The 19,173-nt window shown below is 42.5% G+C and carries 14 protein-coding genes and 1 CRISPR repeat array (1 of these 15 running past the window's edge); of the genes, 8 read left to right on the forward strand and 6 right to left on the reverse strand.

Going from position 1 to position 19,173, the window contains the following annotated elements:
• Positions 1–154 precede the first annotated feature (154 nt).
• The 4 genes from V7L31_RS07285 to V7L31_RS07300 all read right to left on the reverse strand — a co-directional run bounded on the left by V7L31_RS07285 (position 155) and on the right by V7L31_RS07300 (position 2,441).
• Entirely contained in the window at positions 155–811 is a 657-nt protein-coding gene (locus V7L31_RS07285; RefSeq protein WP_334695625.1) for a GNAT family N-acetyltransferase, read from the reverse strand.
• A 63-nt stretch (positions 812–874) separates the two neighbouring features.
• Positions 875–1,687 (reverse strand): PD-(D/E)XK nuclease family protein, encoded by an 813-nt coding sequence (locus tag V7L31_RS07290; RefSeq protein WP_334695626.1) that lies wholly within the window; start codon positions 1,685–1,687, stop codon positions 875–877.
• 209 nt (positions 1,688–1,896) lie between these two features.
• The gene (locus tag V7L31_RS07295; protein ID WP_334695627.1) at positions 1,897–2,121 is read right to left on the reverse strand and encodes a hypothetical protein; all 225 of its coding nucleotides are present in this window, start codon (positions 2,119–2,121) and stop codon (positions 1,897–1,899) included.
• A gap of 80 nt (positions 2,122–2,201) precedes the next feature.
• On the reverse strand, positions 2,202–2,441 hold the full coding sequence (locus tag V7L31_RS07300; RefSeq protein ID WP_334695628.1) for a hypothetical protein: 240 nt from the start codon (positions 2,439–2,441) through the stop codon (positions 2,202–2,204).
• A gap of 678 nt (positions 2,442–3,119) precedes the next feature.
• Here V7L31_RS07300 and V7L31_RS07305 point away from each other — a divergent pair.
• From V7L31_RS07305 to V7L31_RS07320, 4 genes are all read left to right on the forward strand, one after another.
• A complete protein-coding gene (locus V7L31_RS07305; protein WP_334695629.1) occupies positions 3,120–3,668 on the forward strand; it encodes a PadR family transcriptional regulator in 549 nt (182 codons plus the stop codon).
• A 78-nt stretch (positions 3,669–3,746) separates the two neighbouring features.
• Positions 3,747–7,214: an efflux RND transporter permease subunit gene (locus tag V7L31_RS07310; RefSeq protein ID WP_334695630.1), complete on the forward strand. Its 3,468-nt coding sequence runs from the start codon at positions 3,747–3,749 to the stop codon at positions 7,212–7,214.
• A gap of 255 nt (positions 7,215–7,469) precedes the next feature.
• Positions 7,470–8,810 carry an efflux RND transporter periplasmic adaptor subunit gene (locus V7L31_RS07315; RefSeq protein ID WP_334695631.1) on the forward strand — a complete coding sequence of 447 codons (1,341 nt, stop codon included), beginning with the start codon at positions 7,470–7,472 and terminating at the stop codon, positions 8,808–8,810.
• Positions 8,811–9,107: 297 nt separating this feature from the next.
• Positions 9,108–12,629, forward strand: a complete 3,522-nt coding sequence (locus V7L31_RS07320; protein ID WP_334695632.1) for an NB-ARC domain-containing protein — start codon at positions 9,108–9,110, stop codon at positions 12,627–12,629.
• 193 nt (positions 12,630–12,822) lie between these two features.
• Here V7L31_RS07320 and V7L31_RS07325 read toward each other — a convergent pair whose 3' ends face one another.
• The gene (locus V7L31_RS07325) at positions 12,823–13,026 is read right to left on the reverse strand and encodes a hypothetical protein (protein WP_334695633.1); all 204 of its coding nucleotides are present in this window, start codon (positions 13,024–13,026) and stop codon (positions 12,823–12,825) included.
• A gap of 11 nt (positions 13,027–13,037) precedes the next feature.
• On the reverse strand, positions 13,038–13,601 hold the full coding sequence (def, locus tag V7L31_RS07330) for a peptide deformylase (protein WP_334695634.1): 564 nt from the start codon (positions 13,599–13,601) through the stop codon (positions 13,038–13,040).
• A 250-nt stretch (positions 13,602–13,851) separates the two neighbouring features.
• Between def and V7L31_RS07335 the strand changes: the two genes are divergently transcribed.
• The 4 genes from V7L31_RS07335 (at position 13,852) to V7L31_RS07350 (ending at position 18,400) form a co-directional block, all read left to right on the forward strand.
• Complete coding sequence (locus V7L31_RS07335; RefSeq protein ID WP_334695635.1) at positions 13,852–14,754, forward strand: cell division protein FtsX; 903 nt, start codon at positions 13,852–13,854, stop codon at positions 14,752–14,754.
• A 92-nt stretch (positions 14,755–14,846) separates the two neighbouring features.
• On the forward strand, positions 14,847–15,659 hold the full coding sequence (locus V7L31_RS07340) for a DUF3598 family protein (RefSeq protein WP_334695636.1): 813 nt from the start codon (positions 14,847–14,849) through the stop codon (positions 15,657–15,659).
• Positions 15,660–15,879: 220 nt separating this feature from the next.
• The gene (locus V7L31_RS07345; RefSeq protein ID WP_334695637.1) at positions 15,880–17,373 is read left to right on the forward strand and encodes a BamA/TamA family outer membrane protein; all 1,494 of its coding nucleotides are present in this window, start codon (positions 15,880–15,882) and stop codon (positions 17,371–17,373) included.
• A 7-nt stretch (positions 17,374–17,380) separates the two neighbouring features.
• Entirely contained in the window at positions 17,381–18,400 is a 1,020-nt protein-coding gene (locus V7L31_RS07350; RefSeq protein ID WP_334695638.1) for an isopenicillin N synthase family dioxygenase, read from the forward strand.
• A 278-nt stretch (positions 18,401–18,678) separates the two neighbouring features.
• Positions 18,679–19,173: a CRISPR direct-repeat array (repeat unit 37 nt; unit sequence ATTGCAATTCAACAAAATCCCTATTAGGGATTGAAAC) (it continues 347 nt past the right edge of the window).

The following is a 19,173-nucleotide window of genomic DNA, read 5'->3' on the forward strand; positions in this document are numbered from 1 at the left end:
GTCACGTCGCTTTGCTCTAAATTCAAAATTAAGCTTTTCTCTCTGCGTTTTCTATGCATCTGCGATTTAAAAATGATTTATCTAACTATAGAGGCGCAGAGAACACGGAGAAAAGAGAAATTATTGTCTAAAAATTTTACCTACCTTGAAAGGGCTAATCTAACTGTTGTGAAGCTGGGGATTGCTCCTCAGTTATTTGAAATTCATTCACGAGAGGATTGAGGATGACTTCATTAGCTACACTATCAGCTTTCCGGGCGCGAATTGCTGGACGCGATCGCCTGTAACCTGCTCTTTCAGCTTTTTGGTGTTCGTAATCAATCAATCTGCCATAATATTCGTGCTTGCTTAAATTCATCGACAAGAAAATATGCTGGCGAGTATTACCAAAACCTTTGCGGTTAAAAAACTTTAATGCTGAAGTATTGGTAGGATCAGTGTCTACTAGCATAAACCGCGCGCCATCTTCAATCATCCGAGCGACGACTTTATCAACCAATTTGTCTGCTACTCCGCGACGCTGATACTTCGGGCTAACTCCCAGCCATAAAATGTATCCGTAAGTCCAGGATGCTTTGGTAATGATGGTTCCCAAAACAAATCCGGCCAATTCTCCCTCTGTTTCAGCCACAAGACAGTATTCTGGATCGGTGTTGTAAAGTCCAATTACCTCCCACTCGTCCCAGGTGCGGTATAAATAAGGATATAAATCGCTGGTAAATAACCCTTCTCCCAAGTGGTAGACGGGAGCAATATCGTCAATTCCTAATTCACGTACATAAATTGCTTCAGTTTCATCAAAGGTTGACATAAATTTACATACTTTTAAAAGTTATAACTTCTTTATACCGCGATTAGATTTTACAAACATCCTCTAATTGATAGGGTTAAGTGAGACTTCTTGAATCCTGTCAAAATTTGGCAATGATTCTTTCACTGCTTCTTCAGTAGCTTGGATGCGGTCGCACCTTTTGGCAAACTGACAATAATCACAGTTTTTACTACCCTCCACAACTTGCGGAAACTGTTGGTTATTTTGGTAATTTTCTAGCCAATTAGTTAACTGGCTTAATAGTTGATTAAGTTTCTTTGTTGTTTGTGCGTGTTGAGCAGTACTGTAATTAAATTTAATATTTTGGGGTTTGCCCTCAGATTGAACAAACCAATAAGTCATGGAAATCTTTTCTGGCAAATAGTCGCTAGTTTCTGCCAATACATACAGATAAAGCCGTGTTTGCCAGTCGGATTCTAACTTGCATTTATTGGGTGGTTTTGGATAAGTTTTCCAGTCGAGAATTTGCGCTTGTTGGTTATCTGCAATCAATAAATCATAGACAACTGTCAGCAAATAATCTTGAAGTTGCAGAGTGCGATAGTGTTCACTTTCACGGAAAGTTTGATTATCAGATGCAGCCGTTAAGATTTCTGGGGCTGCATCGGCAAAACCTAGCATCCAGCTTTGCAATTGAGCATCTGCTTGCAGGAAACTATCAATTGGCAAACCTATTTCTCGCTGCTGCATTAGCAAGTGAAAGCGACTACCTAAAGTTAGCCGTTCTTCTTGTTCTGGATTTGAGGGGGAATTGAGTTTTTCTAAGTAGGTATGTTGAAATTTACGTGGACAAGTTTCTAGTAAGTTAAGTTGTCCTTGAGACAGTCGCAATATTTGAGTGGAAGTTGATAGCATTCTTCTATTTTAGAAGTAAATTATAATCTGCAACTCACCTTTGGTAGTAAAGACATACCTACCCTGGCGAATGGAATGATGACTCCAGCACGCCAAGGGCGAACGTAGCTATACAGGCAAAACCCACGGAGGTGGGTTTCAAATTCTTTAAGTCCGCGTAGGCGGACTTTGTTTGTGTAGCCGCGATTTCTAATCACCTGGTATATTTGCTATTTCAATTCGTCTTGATCTACCTCATCCTGGTGATTGGAATGTTTAGTTTTTCCTTGGGACTTGCTTGAGCCAAAGCTGTAGGCCATAGCTATTTTAACGATGTCAAAATATGCCGGGTGATTAGCTTTGTTAACGATCGCTAAAGAAATAGATCCTGCCACTAAGATAACTAAAAGTGGCGAAATTGGTTCTAACCCAGAGCCGTTATTGTTGTTGGGCATGATATAATCTCCAAATGGAAAGTTACGAAGCCTTTGGCTAAGTGAAAGTTAGCTAAAGGCTATTTATTGCCAAGATGGGCTTAACCCCAAGACTCAAATATCATTGCGATCGCAAATAGACAGATTAGGAAAATTGCTATCCTCGCAACCCATAACCGTAGACTTGCGGATAAAAGCATCCCAACTATCGTATTAGCCCCCAAAGCGTGAGACACAACCAAGGCTATTACCAGCCCCAGCAGCCCCAGCAGAAAATATTTGAGTCCGATAAAAAACCACCTGAACAGCAGATTATCGTTATCTTTGAGACTGGGTTTCATAGTTTTTTCCTGTTTTGAAAGTTGAATCTAGGTAGCAGTTAACACTCCCCTGACACACTAAAGAAACAGCGAATATCCACAGTTTTGCTCCCACCAAGTCAAAATACACAACAGTCCTACTCCTGAGTAGAGTGGGAATGTCAACGAAGGTGGTCTTAATATTTGCAGATCGTGAAAAATTAAGCTCTTTGATGAATTACCAGGGCAATCTGGTTAGATGTTCAATGCGCGTAATCGCACAGAAGTGTACTACGCGCATTGAACCCTCCAAATTCTTACAGGCAATTTGTATACTTGCCTTTTTCGGAATTTGCAGTTTCAGCCTTTGCCTTCATCTATTACTCACTAAGTTTCTTTAATTTACCCGTAACCTTACTAAGCTACCGTAGTTTTGCTGTTAACCTCACTATAAGGTAACTTGCCTACTTAGGTCAAGGTAAACTATAAATAAAATTATTTAAATAGCATAAGATACTACAAACTCGACTGAAGTCTCCAAATTAATCCTGACTTTTGGGACTTTCAAATAAAAAATACTAACCTGTCTCACTCACTTGTAGCTAGTACACAGGTAACTTATGTGAGATCACAAGGAATGCTGACAACTGAACCTTAAGTACTTGGCTAAAAAGGCTCAATTTGATATGGTTAATCAACATATCAGATTGATATATCAAAATGCTGAAGTTGTCAGTATTAGGTTTATTACAGCGAGAGCCATTAAACGGTTATCGGCTTAAACAGCAACTCGATATGTTTATGAGTTGCAGTATTTGTGTCAACTATGGTGCGATTTATCCTCTTCTGAAGCGCATGGAAGAACAAGGGGAAGTGAGCTTATGTCCAGAACAAGTAGAAGAAGGAGGGCATTGTGGAAAGGTATATGAGATTACACCCTTCGGGAAAAACACTTGGTATCAAGAGATGTTGGCATATCCTCATGAAAGCTGGGTGAATGCGCGATCGCGATTCCTAATCAAATTTTTTTTCTTTGGTTATCTATTACCCGAAGAACGAGTACGGTTAATTGAACATCGGTTGATGTCATGTCAGTTACGCCTGGCAGAGAAAAAAGCACTAGAAGTTACTGATGATTTATATCAAGGGAAAGTGCAAAGGCGGGCGATTGAAGTGATCAAATCAGAAATTGAGTGGCTAGTTAAGCAACTCCAAATAGAACAACTGCAATTAGCTCAAATGCCAACCTCAATAATGAGTAATGAGTGATGAGTAATGAGTAATGAGTGATGAGTGATGAGTGAAACAGCTTTAACACTAAAAACTTTTGAAGTATCCTAAGTAACTATGTGGATCGTCAAAATTGCTTTACGTCTTCCGTATACATTCGCGATCGCAGCTTTGATGATTGTGATCCTTGGTGTAGTAACAATATTTAGTACACCAGTTGATATTTTCCCCGCAATTAACATACCGGTTGTCAGCGTAGTTTGGACTTACACTGGTACGACATCTGAGGAAATGGCACAGCGAATCGTCACTATTAGCGAACGCGCTATGACCACAACCGTTGGTGACATCGAACATATTGAGTCTCAATCTTTAAGTGGTGTTAGTGTCGTCAAGGTTTTTTTCCAACCTAACGCTAATATTGCCTCAGCAGTGGCTCAAATTACCTCTGTCAGCCAAACAATTCTCCGCCCTTTGCCACCTGGGATTACACCGCCATTCATCATTCAATACAACGCTTCTTCGGTGCCGATTATCCAGATGAGTGTCAGTAGCAAAACCTTGCCAGAAGAAGCACTCTTTGACTATGCTACCAACTTCGTCCGCACCCAATTAGCAACAGTGCAAGGAGCGAGTGTACCTCTGCCTTATGGTGGTAAACCCCGGCAAATTATGGTTGATATCGATCCCCAAGCGATGTTGGCTAATGGCATTTCTGCCCAAGATGTGACTAATGCTGTCAGTGCCCAAAACTTGGTTTTACCGGCAGGGGGTATGAAAATAGGCGATCGCGATTTCGCTGTACAAATCAACAATAGTCCAGATGTGGTGACAGCCCTCAACGACTTACCAATTAAGCAAGTTAATGGTACTGTCATTTCCATTCGTGATGTCGCCCAGGTAAGAGATGGCTTTGGTGTGCAATCGAACATTGTACGTCAGAATGGCAGGCGATCGAGCTTACTTAGTATCCTGAAGAGTGGCAATGCCTCGACAATTGATGTGATCGAGCGAGTCAAAAAAACTTTGCCTCGCATCCAATCCACCTTACCCCCAGAACTAAATCTAGCGTTTCTGTTCGATCAATCTATATTTGTGAAAGCTTCTATCGAAGGCGTTCTCAAAGAAGGATTGATTGCAGCCTGTCTCACCGCGCTAATGATTTTGATTTTTTTGGGAAGTTGGCGCAGCACCTTAATTGTAGCCGTATCGATTCCCCTCTCGATGCTAGTTTCAATTATTGTCATGAGTCGTTTGGGACAAACTTTCAACATCATGACCTTAGGTGGTTTATCCTTAGCGGTTGGGATTCTGGTAGATGATGCCACAGTGGAAATTGAAAATATCCACCGAAATCTCGGACAAGGTAAACCCATCAAGCGAGCAATCTTAGATGGGGCGCAGCAAATCGCCACTCCAGCACTTGTAGCAACATTATGTATTTGTATTGTCTTTGTGCCGGTTGTGTTTCTCAGTGGAGTGGCCAAGTATCTATTTGTCCCGCTAGCGATGGCGGTAGTATTTGGGATGCTTGCTTCATACGTGCTATCTCGGACTGTAGTCCCGACAATGGCAAGTTATCTTTTACCATCCGAAGCAGACTGGCATAGAGAAAATGAGGAGCATCACGGTAACAACAACCATCATCAAAATTCACCAGTTCAGAATAATAATGGTCACGACAGCCATTATATAGATTCGCCAGTTCAAAATAATAATGGTCACGGCGATCGCCACAGCCATTCTTCACTAGTTGAAATCCATGATAATCGCGACCATCATCTAGATTCGCCAGTTCAAAACAATAATGGTCACGACAACCACCACCAAACAGAAGAAGCAACAACGAAAACTGCCGAACCTGTGAAGAAAGATTGGATCTGGCAACTACACGAAAAATTTAACCGACAATTTGAGAAATTTCGCAGTTGGTACTATGGTGTCCTGACCTCAGCATTAAATCACCGCAGCATAGTCTTTGTGTTATTTGGTGCATTTATCGTCAGTGCTGGAGTTTTGTTGCCGTTCGTCGGTCAAGACTTTTTCCCGGAAGTCGATGGCGGTCAGTTTAGCCTCCACGTTCGAGCCTTACCTGGTACTCGTTTGGAAGAGACAGAAAGAATTGTCAGCCAAGTCGAAGGCGTTATCCGCCAGACTGTACCGAAAGAGAATCTCGCTCTGATTCTGGATAATATCGGCTTACCCACCAGTGGCATTAACCTTACTTATGGCTATAACGGTGCGACAATTGGGCCGGCTGATGCTGATATTCTCGTGTCCCTAAAAGAATCTGGTGCAACTTATTCTTACATCAAGGAACTCCGCCAGAAATTGAAAGCGACATTTCCCAGCTACACCTTCTTTTTTGAGCCGGCTGACATTGTGACTCAAATTCTCAATTTCGGTTTACCTGCTGCTGTTGATGTGCAAATATCTGGCCCTCTGAAAAATTCAAAAGCCAACTTTGAAATTGCCCAAAAAATCGCCGCGCGGATGACGCGCATTCCTGGGGCTGTAGATGTACATCTCCAGCAAGTTGTTGATGCTCCCAAATTACGTCTTGATGTCGATCGCACTGAGGCTCAACAATTGGGTATGACCCAGCGTGATGTTGCCAATAGCGTCCTTACTTCCTTGAGTTCAAGCGGTCAAGCTGCAATCAATCAATGGCTCGATCCCAAAAAAGGCGTGAGTTACACCCTGGCTGTACAAGTTCCCCAATATAAACTTGACTCTATTGACAGCCTGAAAAATACGCCAGTTGGTAACGGTCAAACTGCACCCCAACTTTTGGGTAATTTGGCTAGTGTCAAACGCGATACAGTCATGCAAGTTGTAAATCACTACAACATTCAGCCAGTTTTCGATATCTACGCTAACTCCTCTGGTCGCGATTTGGGGGGAGTTGCCGGCGATGTAAATCGAATTATTGCTGATTATCAGAAAAAATTGCCTAAGGGAAGTCAGATTAATATCCGAGGGCAAGTGCAAACGATGAACTCTTCCTTTTTGGGACTTGGTTTAGGACTTGTGTTTGCAATTGTGTTGGTTTACTGCTTAATGGTGGTGAACTTCCAATCTTGGCTCGATCCCTTGATTATTATGATGGCGCTACCAAGTGCCTTAGCAGGGATCATTTGGATGCTGTTTGTCACCCGCACCACCCTAAGCGTCCCTTCGTTAATGGGTGCAATTATGAGTATCGGTGTAGCGACATCAAACAGTATTCTAATGATCACTTTTGCTAACGAGCAACGTGTAGAAGGAGAAAATGCCTATAAAGCATCCCTAGCGGCAGGTTATACAAGGTTACGTCCAGTGTTAATGACTGCCTTAGCTATGCTGATCGGGATGGTGCCAATGTCTCTTGGTCTTGGTGAAGGTGGTGAACAGAATGCGCCCTTGGGTCGCGCTGTAATTGGCGGTTTGTCAGCTGCAACAGTTGCGACTCTGATCTTTGTACCTGTTGTATACAGCATTATGAGGCGTCAACCACCTCGTCCTATTGATGAAGAGGATGATGATTTAAATTTCTCAGATCCCAAAGCAGCCTATTCGTTGTCATCATCTCAAGGCAAGTCATGAGCAATTCAAAAGTCGCGTTCAGAATTCTCTAACTTCTCTACGAGACTTGGACATTGAAAAGGGGCAGAGGGGAAAAACTTACTGGAACTTCTTCTCTGCTCTCCCAGCCCCCAATCCCCAATCCCCAGTCCCCAATCGTTTTTCGGGCTGATTTGAAAGATAAGATATTATCCTCCCAGTCCCCAATCCCCAATCCCCAGTCCCCAATCCCCATACTAAATTGCTGCAAATTAGATAATACAGGACAGCTTAACTATGGATTCTCAACATCGTCCATCTCCTGATTCTGAACAACAAAAGACTTCTAAAAAACAAAAACGTGGCATCGGTGGAATTGGTTGGGCTGTACTTGGTGCTGTTTTTTTTGCTAGCCTACTGGCGATAGGTATTCTACCCCGGTTAAGCCAAAAGTCAGAATTACAAGCAGCAGTCAAGGAAGCAAGCACAGTACCCTCTGTCAACGTAATCGCTCCCCGCCGTGCTACTGGTGCTACGAAAGTGGAACTACCTGGTAGTGTTGTAGCCCTAAATCAAACGACCATCTACGCTCGCAGTACTGGCTATTTACGGCGGTGGTATGCAGATATTGGCGATCGCGTCCGAGCCGGTCAGTTGTTGGCAGAGATTGATTCCCCAGACACCGATCAGCAAGTTCTGCAAGCGAAGGCAGAGTTCGTGCAAGCACAAGCCAATGTGTCTCAAGCCCGTGCTAACTTAGCTAAAGGTGTTTCTGATTTGAAGCAAGCCCGCGCTAATCTCTTGATAGCGCGTCAGAGTTGGGAGCGTTGGCAGGTTCTTGTGAAGCAAGGTGCTGTAGCTCAACAAGATGCAGATACAAAATATGCCACATATCAAGCTAATCTCGCCAACGTTGAGGCAGCACAAAACACTGTTAATTCTGACTCTGCCAACATCAATGCAGCACAAGCTAACGCCTACGCAAGTCAAGCAAACTTCCAGCGTAATACCGTTTTGCAGTCTTATAAGAAAGTCACTGCTCCCTTCGCGGGAGTGATTACTGCACGTAACGTCAATACAGGTGTTTTAATTTCAGCAGGTAATGGCAACACCAGCAACAGCAACACTAGCAATAGCAGCCTTTATACTATTGCTGCTTATGACAATCTAAAGGTAAATGTGAGTGTTCCACAGAGTTTATCACAGTCACTTCAAACTGGACAAACAGCACAAATTACAGTTAGAGAGTTACCCCAACGAGTGTTTACGGGTAAAGTAGTGCGTACTAGCAACGCTATAGATCCAACTACTCGCACTTTGCTGACACAATTAGAAGTACGCAATTCAGACGCGACGTTGCGACCTGGGATGTATGCCAATGTCAGATTTGCCATTAACCGCGCCAATCCTCCCTTTGTGGTGCCAGATAGTGTTTTAGTCGTTAATGCCGGAGGTACGCAGGTAGCAACTGTAACTAAAGACCACACAGTGCATTATCAAAAAGTTGCCGTTGGGCGAGATTATGGTACTGAAGTAGAAATTACATCAGGTCTGACAGGAAATGAATCGCTGATTGCCACTCCTACGGTTGATGAGACAGAGGGTTTGCGCGTGCAGCCAGTTGCACAAAGAAAGTAGGTCGGCTATCGTTGGGATAAGGCAGGGGGCAGGGGAGCAGGGGGGCAGGGGGGCAGAGGGAGCAGGGGAGCAGGGAGCAGGGGAGTAGGGGGCAGGGGGAGAATAATAAATTTTTAACTCCTAACTCCTAAACTCAGCACTGTTTAAGTGAGGTACAATAGACTCATTGGCGCGATCGCGCACTTCATCAGAAAAAAAACGATAAAGCCCAAGAAAGTATTCCCAGAGCAACAAATGTCTGTAATGTTATCTCACTATGTGAGGTAACATTGGTTTGTACTGTGTCTTTGTGTGAGTATGAGTTTCATTCCCGAAAACGTTCTTTTGGCTTTCGCCGAAAAACGGTGCTTGTCTAACAGCGAGATAGAAGTGTTTTTACATGCTGTTGAGGGACAATCGCCAAATGCGATCGCTAAAAAATTGGCAATCAGTGCCGAGGCAGTACGCAAAAGATTAAGCGAAGTTTACAAGAAATTTAATGTTATTGGTAGTGGTCCAGGTAAGCTCACTAAGTTACAGCAAGTTATTGAATCTGAGTATCAAGCATCTTTATTGAATGAGAAATCCATTACCCAAAACCGCCAAGATTGGGGTGAAGCGCCTGGCGTTTGCTTTTTTCGGGGACGCATAGCAGAATTGTCTCAGCTACAGCAGTGGCTAATTGAAGATAATTGCCGACTAGTGGCCATATTGGGAATGGGCGGAATTGGCAAAACTGCTTTATCAGTGAAACTGGCGAAGGAAGTTCAGGAAAACTTTGAGTATTTGATTTGGCGAAGTCTCCGCAATGCGCCACCTGTCGCCGAAATGTTAGCAAACCTGATCGGATTTTTATCTGATGAGAGAGAAACAGATTTGCCAGAAAGCATAGATGGTAGAGTAACACTGCTGATTCATTATTTACGAGAGCATCGTTGTCTTGTGGTATTTGATAATACAGAGACAATTTTACAAGAAGGCGATCGCGCCGGACACTATAGACATGAATACGAAGATTATGGTCGACTACTGCAACGGGTAGGAGAAGAACTACATCAAAGCTGTTTGGTGCTGACATCTCGCGAAAAACCAAAAGAATTTGCTCCTTTAGAAGGAGAAGTATCACCAGTTAGAACATTATTATTAGTCGGTTTAGAACAAACAGAAGGGCAAGAAATTCTCCAAGATAAAGGGTTATTTGGTTCACCACAAGAATGGGCCAAACTAGTTGAGAAATATTCTGGTAATCCTTTAGCGTTAAAGCTAGTTTCTGAACCAATTCGAGAGTTATTTGGTGGTGATATTGCTGCCTTTTTGGCTGAAGGCGAGATTATTTTTGGCGATACCCGAAATTTACTAGACCAGCAATTTGAGCGGTTATCAGAGATCGAAAAAGAAATAATTTACTGGCTAGCAATCAAGCGCGAGTTAGTTTCTCTAGACGAATTACTCAATGATATTGTGCGTCCCTTGCCCAAAAGGGAAATGATGGAAGCACTAGAATCACTGCGGCGGCGATCGCTAATTGAACAAAGAACAGCAATTTTCACCCTCCAGTCTGTGGTGATGGAATACATGACCGACCGACTGGTTGAACAGGTTTGTCACGAAATTACCACTCGCGAACTGAGACTATTTATGAGCCATGCTTTAATGGAAGCAACGGCCAAAGATTATATTAGAAACACTCAAATTACCCTGATTATTAAACCAATCATCGATAGATTATTAAATATTTTTAGATATGCTAAAAATATTGAACATCATTTATATCAAATTTTATTGTATCTACGAGAGATTCCCCAAACAGCAGCTTATGCAGGTGGAAATCTGCTAAATATCCTTTGTCAATTACCAACTGATTTTAGCGGCTATGACTTTTCTAACTTGATTATTTGGCAAGCATATTTACAAAGCGTGAATTTGCATCGAGTGAATTTTACCAATACTGATTTAGCTAAGTCCATTTTTGCAGAAACATTAGTTAGTATTTCGTCAGTAGCATTTAGCCCCAATGGAAAACTTTTGGCTACAGGCGATGCTGATGGCAAAACTTACTTGTGGCAAGTTGACGATGGCAAGCTACTTTTTACTTGTATTGGACATAGCAGTTGGGTAAAATCAGTAGCTTTTAGTCCCGATGGTCAAACTTTAGCTAGTGGCAGTGATGACCAAACAGTGAAGTTATGGGATGTTCATGATGGGAAATGTATGAAAACTTTGCAGGGACATAGCAATTGGGTTAGGTCAGTTGCCTTTAGTCCCGATGGTCAAACTTTGGCTAGTGGCAGTGAAGATCAAACAGTGAAATTATGGGATGTTCACACTGGTAAGTGTCTGATAACTTTGCAGGAAAATACCAATCGGATTATGTCAGTTGCTTTTAGTCCCGATGGTCAAACTTTGGCTAGTTGTAGTGAAAAGCAAACCGTGAAGTTATGGGATATTCGTGATGGTAAATGCCTGAAAACCTTACAAGGGCATAGCAGTTGGGTAAGGTCAGTTGCTTTTAGTCCCGATGGGGAAATTTTAGCTACTGGCAGTGATGACCAAACCGTGAAATTATGGGATGTTCGTGATGGTAAATGCCTGAAAACCTTCCAGGGACATAACAATCGGGTATGGTCGGTTGCCTTTAGTCCCGATGGGCAAACTTTAGCTAGCGGTGGTGACGACCCGACAGTGAAATTATGGGATGTTCGTGATGGTAACTGCCTGAAAACCTTCCAGGGACATACTAATCGGGTGCGGTCAGTAGCTTTCAGTCCCGATGGTCAAACTTTAGCTAGTGGCAGTGAAAACCAAACAGTGAAGTTATGGAATGTCCAAAATGGTAAATCCTTGACAACCTTGCAAGGACATAGCAATCGAGTCAGGTCAGTTGCCTTCAGTCCCGATGGTCAAACTTTGGCTAGTGGCAGTGAAAAGCAAACAGTAAAATTATGGGATGTCCGCAACGATAAATTTATCAAAATTCTGGAGGGGCATAACAGTTGGGTACGGTCAATTGCCTTCAGTCCTGATGGTCAAATTTTAGCTAGCGGTAGCGAAAAACAAACCATTAAATTATGGGATGTTCAGACGGGACAATGCCTCAGAAAATTGCAGCAACATACCAATCGCATTCGGTCAGTTGCTTTTAGTCCCAATGGTCAAATTTTAGCTAGCGGCAGTGACGACCAAACAGTGAAATTATGGGATGTCCACACCGGAAAATGTCTCCAAACCTTGAAAGGGCATACCAGTTGGGTAAGATCGGTTGCCTTTAGTCCTGATGGTCAAACTTTAGCTAGTGGCAGTGAAAACCAAAGAGTCAGGTTATGGGATATTTATACAGGAAAATGTATCCAAGTTTTAGAGGGACATAGCAATCGCATCAGGTCAGTGACTTTCAGCCCAGATGGTCAGACTTTAGCTAGTGGCAGTGATGACCAAACAGTGAAGTTATGGGATATTTATATGGGCAAGTGCTTTGCAACCTTGCAAGAACATACAAATCGAGTCTGGTCAGTTGCCTTTAGTCCCGATGGGCAGACTTTAGCTAGTGCTAGTGAAGACCAAACAGTAAAATTATGGGATGTCTATAATGGCAAGTGCCTGAAAACTTTGTCAGGGGCTAATTGGGTAAAGTCAGTGGCCTTTAGTCCCGATGGTCAAACCCTGATTTGTGGCAGCCAAGATGAGACAATTAAGCTTTGGGATGTCTCGACGGGTGAGTGTGTAAGAACATTGCGATCGCCACGACCTTACGAAAAAATGAATATCACCGGGGTTACAGGATTAACCGCAGCGCAGTTAATGACCCTAAAAGCTTTAGGGGCAGTGGAAGTTAACAATTAAAAATTAAAAATTAAAAATTAAAAATTTAAAGACATTTTTCAGATGGGGATTTAAACCCAGACTGAAACTAGCGCTACGTGCAATGGTTGGGGCCTTAAACCTTTTTATTTACGATGGAGAGCAAAAATAAAAGGTAAAAGAATGAATTTTGCCTTTTTCATTCATCCCTTTACCTTTTTTATGTACCTGATGCTTATTTAATGTTAGCCCTTGCGTCCTTAACTGCGGCAAAGAAAAATAATCCGGTGAGTGGAATGCTCAATACCAGGATAATTGCCGTGGCTGCGACACCAAAATCTGGATGTCCGTAACCGAGTTCAAAAATTGAACCGACGGCGGCGATCGCACTTACACAAGAACCACCCAGAAATAAACTGCTTTTTGGAGTTAAATACACTACTAGCCCCCTTATGCTATTGGTTTCACCGCTTGATACGAGAAGCCATTCTTAGATAGCTCCTGGGCTAAAGTCAAGGAGTTTTCCACACGGTCTACAAATACCACGCCGTTGAGGTGATCCATCTCGTGCTGAATGCAGCGTCCCAAAAGGTCATTAGCCTTTAATGTCCGGGGACGGCCGTATTCGTCTTTATAGGCGATTTCCACGACTTCGGGGCGCTTCACTGGTAGGAATACATTGGGAATGCTTAAGCATCCTTCTTCGGCAACACAGAGGTCGCGGCTGACTTGTTTAATGGTGGGGTTAATCAACACCAAAGGCTGATTCGCTGCGTTTTCTGGTTCTAGGTCGATGACAATTAGTTGTTTGTGAACTCCTACTTGGGGTGCAGCCAAACCAATGCCATCTTTGCTGTACATAGTTTGCAGCATTTCGCGCACTATTTGGCGAAGTTCATCATCTACTTTAGAAATTCGCTTTGCAGGTTGACGCAACACGCGATCGCCTAAATAATGAAGCTCCAAAGGTGGATTTTTTAACTTTTTTTTCTCTACAGCAATTTCAGAGGGCATGAGTCTCGATGGCTAGATGGTGAAAATTCCTATTATTCTAATTCTATCAAGTTGGGGAGTGGGGAATTGGGAATTGATAAAGATGCAGAGGGGCAGGGTGCGGGGGGCAGGGGGCGGAGGGGAAAATTCTTCTCCCTGCTCCCTTACTTCTTCCCCACTCATTACTCATCACTCATTACTCATTACTCATTACTCATCACTCTTGAGTAGAAATTGGGAACTATGAATTACGAATTACGAATTACGAATTGTGTTTAAATCTCTCACGAAACTTGACTATCTACTGAAAGAAACTTTCCTCGGTTTACTGCGGGGAGGTTGGATGAATTGGGCAGCTGTCAGTACTGTAACGGTGTTACTGTTTTTATTCGGCTTGAGTCTGCAAACCTCTTGGCAAGTCGAAAAACTCCTCTATCAGTTTGGTAGCCAGCTAGAAGTATCAGTTTACCTCGAACCAGATACGCGGATGGAAAATATTGAGCCACTAATTGCCAAAATGCCAGAGGTGGTTGGGATACAAACCATTAGCAAAGAAGAAGCCTGGACGAAGTTAGTTAAGGAAATGAAAATTTCTGATATTGAAGGTGCTACCCAGCAACTAGGTGAAAATCCTCTGGTTGATGAGATGAAGGTGAAAGCCCGGAATTCTCAAGTTGTGCCAAACTTAGCAACCCAGTTGGCTAAATTACGGGGAGTTGAAACGGTGCAGTATATTGATGAAGCAGTCAAACGCATTGCCCAATTGCACCGAGGTTTGAACTGGATTACTTTCACAATTACGATTATTCTGACTTTAACAGCGATCGCAGTCACTACTACCACAATTCGGCTAATTGTCATGGCACGTCGCCAAGAAATTGAAATTATGCAGCTAGTGGGAGCAACTTCTGTTTGGATTTACCTACCATTTATTTTACAAGGAATTGCCTTTGGTTTAGTTGGTGGTGCGATCGCTTGGAGTTTCATTTCTGTGATTCAACAGTTTCTCGGTAAGTTGCTAGTCAATCAACCTGAGTTTATCCAAGTCATCACCAACAGAGTGCAACTCACTCCAGGAGAAATTTTATTATTGCCCCTGATTCTTTTGAGCTTCGGTGCAGCTGTAGGATTAATGGGAAGCTTATTTGCTGTCAGACGTTTTGCTAAAGGATAGTCATTTGTCATTTGTCCTTTGAACTCGAAATTTTCAAAGACCACTGACAAATGACAAATGACCAATGACCAATGACAAATGACAAATGACCAATGACAAAATCACAATGGGAATGTTTTTTGCAGAATCTTGGTGTTTGGGAAGGTTCATTTACCAATTTTTCTCCCCAAGGAATACTTTTGAATGATACTCCTAGTCGTCTTTCCCTAGAACATTTGAACAATAGCCAGAAAGTGCGTCTAACTCTGAGTCGTTCAGGACAAGATGTAATCAGAGACTTTAGTTCTGTGGGAGGAGGTCTGCTGTTTTTTGAAAATGGTTCATTTTCTGAAGGTTTAATTCAGCTAGGGCCATTTTCCGAATTTGGTGGAGAACTCGCCTTTGTTCATGAAAATCGCCGCTTGCGTCTGGTGCAACTGTTTGATAATACAGGTCAGCTAAAGGAACTCATCTTAATTCGAGAACATCTTGCTGGAACCCCAGCAGCAGAACGTCCACCTTTGCAGATAAATGATTTGTTGGGAGAATGGCAAGGCGAAGCAGTTACAATATATCCAGATTGGCGATCACCTGATACTTACTCTACAACCTTCAAGTTACAACTTGATGATACTGGGCGATTAATTCAAAATACATGTTTTGCAGAACGCACAATTACTTCAACTGCTAGCATCAAAGGCCCCATTGTTCTCTTTGACCAAGACCCCCAAAAGCAGGTGCAAGTATTATTTTTACCAGATGGTGCTTCTGCAACTTCTCCTCTCAAGGTGCAGTTACGCCAACCATTTTTTATAGAAGTGGGTTGGTTAATCCAGCCAAATCTGCGCCAGCGAATGATTCGCAGTTATAACGATAAAGGCGAATGGGTTAGTCTAACGTTAGTTACTGAAGAAAAAAAGCTTTGATTAAGGACTGAAAAATAAAAAAATATCCAATTAACTCTTGTGGGGTGGGCAACATGAGCGCCCAGTCCACAATATTGGATAATTCATTTTGCATCGTTATTGCATTTACCTGCACCTTTGTTTTCCTCATTCCCAGTCTCTAGCTATTAGTGACGATAGTCCTGTCCTAATGGGACAATTTAACTGTTCCCAAAATGCGGGTAATGATAAAACTTTATTTATGCGTATTCAAATAACTGTAGTTGCGATCGCAGTAATGTTAGTAGGTGGGCAAAATCTCGAAGCCATTGCAAACTCGCAATTGTCTACTGAGGATGGCGTAAAACCTACGTTACAGATAGAGGGAGGATATGCAAAATATGGTGATTATATCAGTTCAACTCCGGTAGATACTCAGTCTGTGGAGTTTTCTCAGAGAATTGTCAAAGATATTCAGATCCGTTTTGTGAATAACAAAGATCGGTTACTCGATGACAAAGGTCAGCCGATTAAAGGACGCACTCAAAAAGATTTTATCATTGGTCTGCTGAAACTCAAAGCTGGTCAGGTATTCCGTGAAGATTTATTAGAAGCAGATTTGCAACGGTTGAGAAGATTAGAGTCATTTAATGAAGTCAATGTTTATCGACAAGAAGACACCACAAGCGTTAATCTCATCTATGAAATCAAAGAGCGTGAATTCCCTGCTTTAATTTTCGGAGGCGGTAATAATGATGATGTGGGTCTATACGGTCAAGTGGGTTATAGAGATGCAAATGTCAGTGGTATTAACGATAAATTAGATACAACTGTGCAAATCAGTGGTAAAGATGTCCAATTTCATGGTCAATTCACTAGTCGTTATCGTCCTCAAGAACCAAACCGCTTAGGCTACACCATCAGAGGTTTTCGTAGTCGTAATATATCGGGAACCTTCAACGAAGATATCAGATTATCTAACGGTGACAGAGTGCGCGAGGGCAGGTTTGGCGGTTCTGTAGGAGTTTTAAAATCTTTTGATGAGTGGGATACAGCTATAAGTCTTAATTATACCAGGATTAGCCTACGCGATCGCGAATATAACGTTGCACAGGTTGATAGATTAGGGAGTCCTTTATCTGTGAGCGGTACTGGCATTGATGACTTATTTACCGTATCATTTGCTGTATCCAGAGATCAACGCGATCGCCGAAACAATCCGACTCAAGGCTCAATTTTTACCCTCAGCACAGAACAAGCGATTCCCATTGGACTGGGCAATATTTCCAGCAATCGCCTCAAGGGAGATTATATTCAGTATTTACCAGTTAGTTGGATTGGTAAGGGCAAACCAACCGATAATCCCGAAATGTTAGCGATTAATTTCCAAATTGGTACGATTATCGGAGACTTTCCACCAGCTGATGCTTTTAATATTGGTGGACTAGATTCTGTCAGGGGTTACGGTTATGGAAAAGTCGCCAGTGGTCGGAGTTATGGTTTAGCTTCAGTGGAATATCGTTTCCCAATCTTTCAGTCAATCGGAGGAGTTGTGTTTACTGATTTTGCTTCCGATTTTGGGTCTAGCGACAGCGTACTAGGCGAACCAGGAGTACTGCGAAACAAACCCGGAAGTGGCTTTGGTTACGGCTTAGGATTGCGAGTTAATTCATCCTTTGGGTTGATTCGAGGCGACTTAGGAATTAGCGACCAAGGAGAAGTTAGATTGGAAGTTACCACAGGTCAGCGGTTTTAATAATATTATGACTAATTTACAAGTTGCTGATAAAGAGTTTTCACACCTCCCAATTATTGATATTAGCGCCTTGATTTCTGGAAAAGGCGATTGCTATTCCGTAGCATCACAAATTAACCAAGCATGTCAAGAATCAGGGTTTTTCTATATTATTGGGCATGGCGTGGATGAAAATTTGCAGCAGCGACTCGAAGAAATCAGCCGCCAGTTTTTCGCCCAGGATTTAGAAACTAAACTGAAAATCCGTATGGCTTTAGCAGGTATTGCATGGCGAGGTTATTTCCCCGTTGGTGGCGAACTGACATCCGGTAAACCCGACTTGAAGGAAGGAATTTATTTTGGTGCAGAACAGGGAAAAGAACACCCACTAGTGCAAGCTGGTACTCAGATGTATGGTTCCAATCTCTTCCCCGCCAACATCCCCGAATTTGGCGAAACAGTGCTTGAATATATGGAAGCAATGACAAACTTGGGACACACTCTAATGACTGGTATTGCCCTAAGTTTGGGATTGGAAGCATCCTACTTTGCTGACCGTTACACCTCAGATCCCTTAGTGTTGTTTCGCATCTTCAATTATCCTCCAAATTTGTCACCGTCAGATGATGAGCCAATATGGGGCGTTGGCGAACATACTGATTATGGCGTTCTGACCATTCTCAAGCAAGATAACTCAGGCGGATTACAAGTTAAATCCAAGTCAGATTGGGTTGCTGCGCCTCCCATTCCCGGTTCCTTTGTGTGCAACATCGGCGATATGCTAGAGAAAATGACAGCAGGTTTGTATCGTTCTACGCCTCATCGCGTACAAAACCAATCGGGAAATCATCGCCTTTCGTTCCCTTTCTTCTTCGATCCCAATTTAGATGTCGAAGTGAAGCCGATTGAATTAGATCATATCGTGGCAAACGATCATAGCGATCGCTGGGATCAAGCTAACATTCATGATTTTCGCGGAACCTATGGTGATTACGTTTTGAGTAAGGTGTCTAAAGTTTTTCCAGAATTGCAGCGATCGCTATTATAGGGTTTGAAGCTATTTCTGTACGTCCAATGCGCCAAAGGGTAGGTGTACAAATTCCACAGCCCTAAAAAAGTGCTTCTATCTCAACCCCAGCAAGCATTTCACCCCATTAATAGCCCAAACATCATCCGCGCAACGTCTGAAACGCTTACAAAAAGTGGGTTTCAGTCTTCAATCTTTCCCGAACTCTTCCCAAAGGAATTTTCTAATGCTATGATTACCCTAGATTCGCGCAACCGCACCTTGAAAACTAAATATAGCTTGGCTTTCAGCCTGCCGCTATTGCAATTCAACAAAATCCCTATTAGGGATTGAAACTATCAATCAATATTTAGGCATAGAGAAAAGCGACTCGATTGCAATTCAACAAAATCCCTATTAGGGATTGAAACACATTATTTCGGCACTTCCAATTGAACATATCTATCAAATTGCAATTCAACAAAATCCCTATTAGGGATTGAAACTGGACGGATTTAAGGGGGCAGAGTCTAAGGTTAATGCCATTGCAATTCAACAAAATCCCTATTAGGGATTGAAACATTATTTTCGGATACTTGGACAAAGCCTCAACAAATTGCAATTCAACAAAATCCCTATTAGGGATTGAAACGATGATCCACACCTCGTAATAGGAGCTTGCATCGATTGCAATTCAACAAAATCCCTATTAGGGATTGAAACGTCGTATAGCTATTGGTGTGTTTCATAATGGTACATTGCAATTCAACAAAATCCCTATTAGGGATTGAAACTGAGTAACCAGCAAAGACCTT

Source organism: Nostoc sp., assembly GCF_036916655.1.
Lineage (GTDB): Bacteria > Cyanobacteriota > Cyanobacteriia > Cyanobacteriales > Nostocaceae > Nostoc.

Bases quoted from the DNA above. Each gene is read 5' to 3' on its own strand.
- V7L31_RS07295 (WP_334695627.1), bottom strand. From the start codon at position 2,121: ATGCCCAACAACAATAACGGCTCTGGGTTAGAACCAATTTCGCCACTT.
- V7L31_RS07310 (WP_334695630.1), top strand. From the start codon at position 3,747: ATGTGGATCGTCAAAATTGCTTTACGTCTTCCGTATACATTCGCGATC.
- V7L31_RS07320 (WP_334695632.1), top strand. From the start codon at position 9,108: ATGAGTTTCATTCCCGAAAACGTTCTTTTGGCTTTCGCCGAAAAACGG.
- V7L31_RS07305 (WP_334695629.1), top strand. From the start codon at position 3,120: ATGCTGAAGTTGTCAGTATTAGGTTTATTACAGCGAGAGCCATTAAAC.
- def (WP_334695634.1), bottom strand. From the start codon at position 13,601: ATGCCCTCTGAAATTGCTGTAGAGAAAAAAAAGTTAAAAAATCCACCT.
- V7L31_RS07345 (WP_334695637.1), top strand. From the start codon at position 15,880: ATGCGTATTCAAATAACTGTAGTTGCGATCGCAGTAATGTTAGTAGGT.
- V7L31_RS07350 (WP_334695638.1), top strand. From the start codon at position 17,381: ATGACTAATTTACAAGTTGCTGATAAAGAGTTTTCACACCTCCCAATT.
- V7L31_RS07290 (WP_334695626.1), bottom strand. From the start codon at position 1,687: ATGCTATCAACTTCCACTCAAATATTGCGACTGTCTCAAGGACAACTT.
- V7L31_RS07285 (WP_334695625.1), bottom strand. From the start codon at position 811: ATGTCAACCTTTGATGAAACTGAAGCAATTTATGTACGTGAATTAGGA.
- V7L31_RS07315 (WP_334695631.1), top strand. From the start codon at position 7,470: ATGGATTCTCAACATCGTCCATCTCCTGATTCTGAACAACAAAAGACT.
- V7L31_RS07300 (WP_334695628.1), bottom strand. From the start codon at position 2,441: ATGAAACCCAGTCTCAAAGATAACGATAATCTGCTGTTCAGGTGGTTT.
- V7L31_RS07340 (WP_334695636.1), top strand. From the start codon at position 14,847: ATGACAAAATCACAATGGGAATGTTTTTTGCAGAATCTTGGTGTTTGG.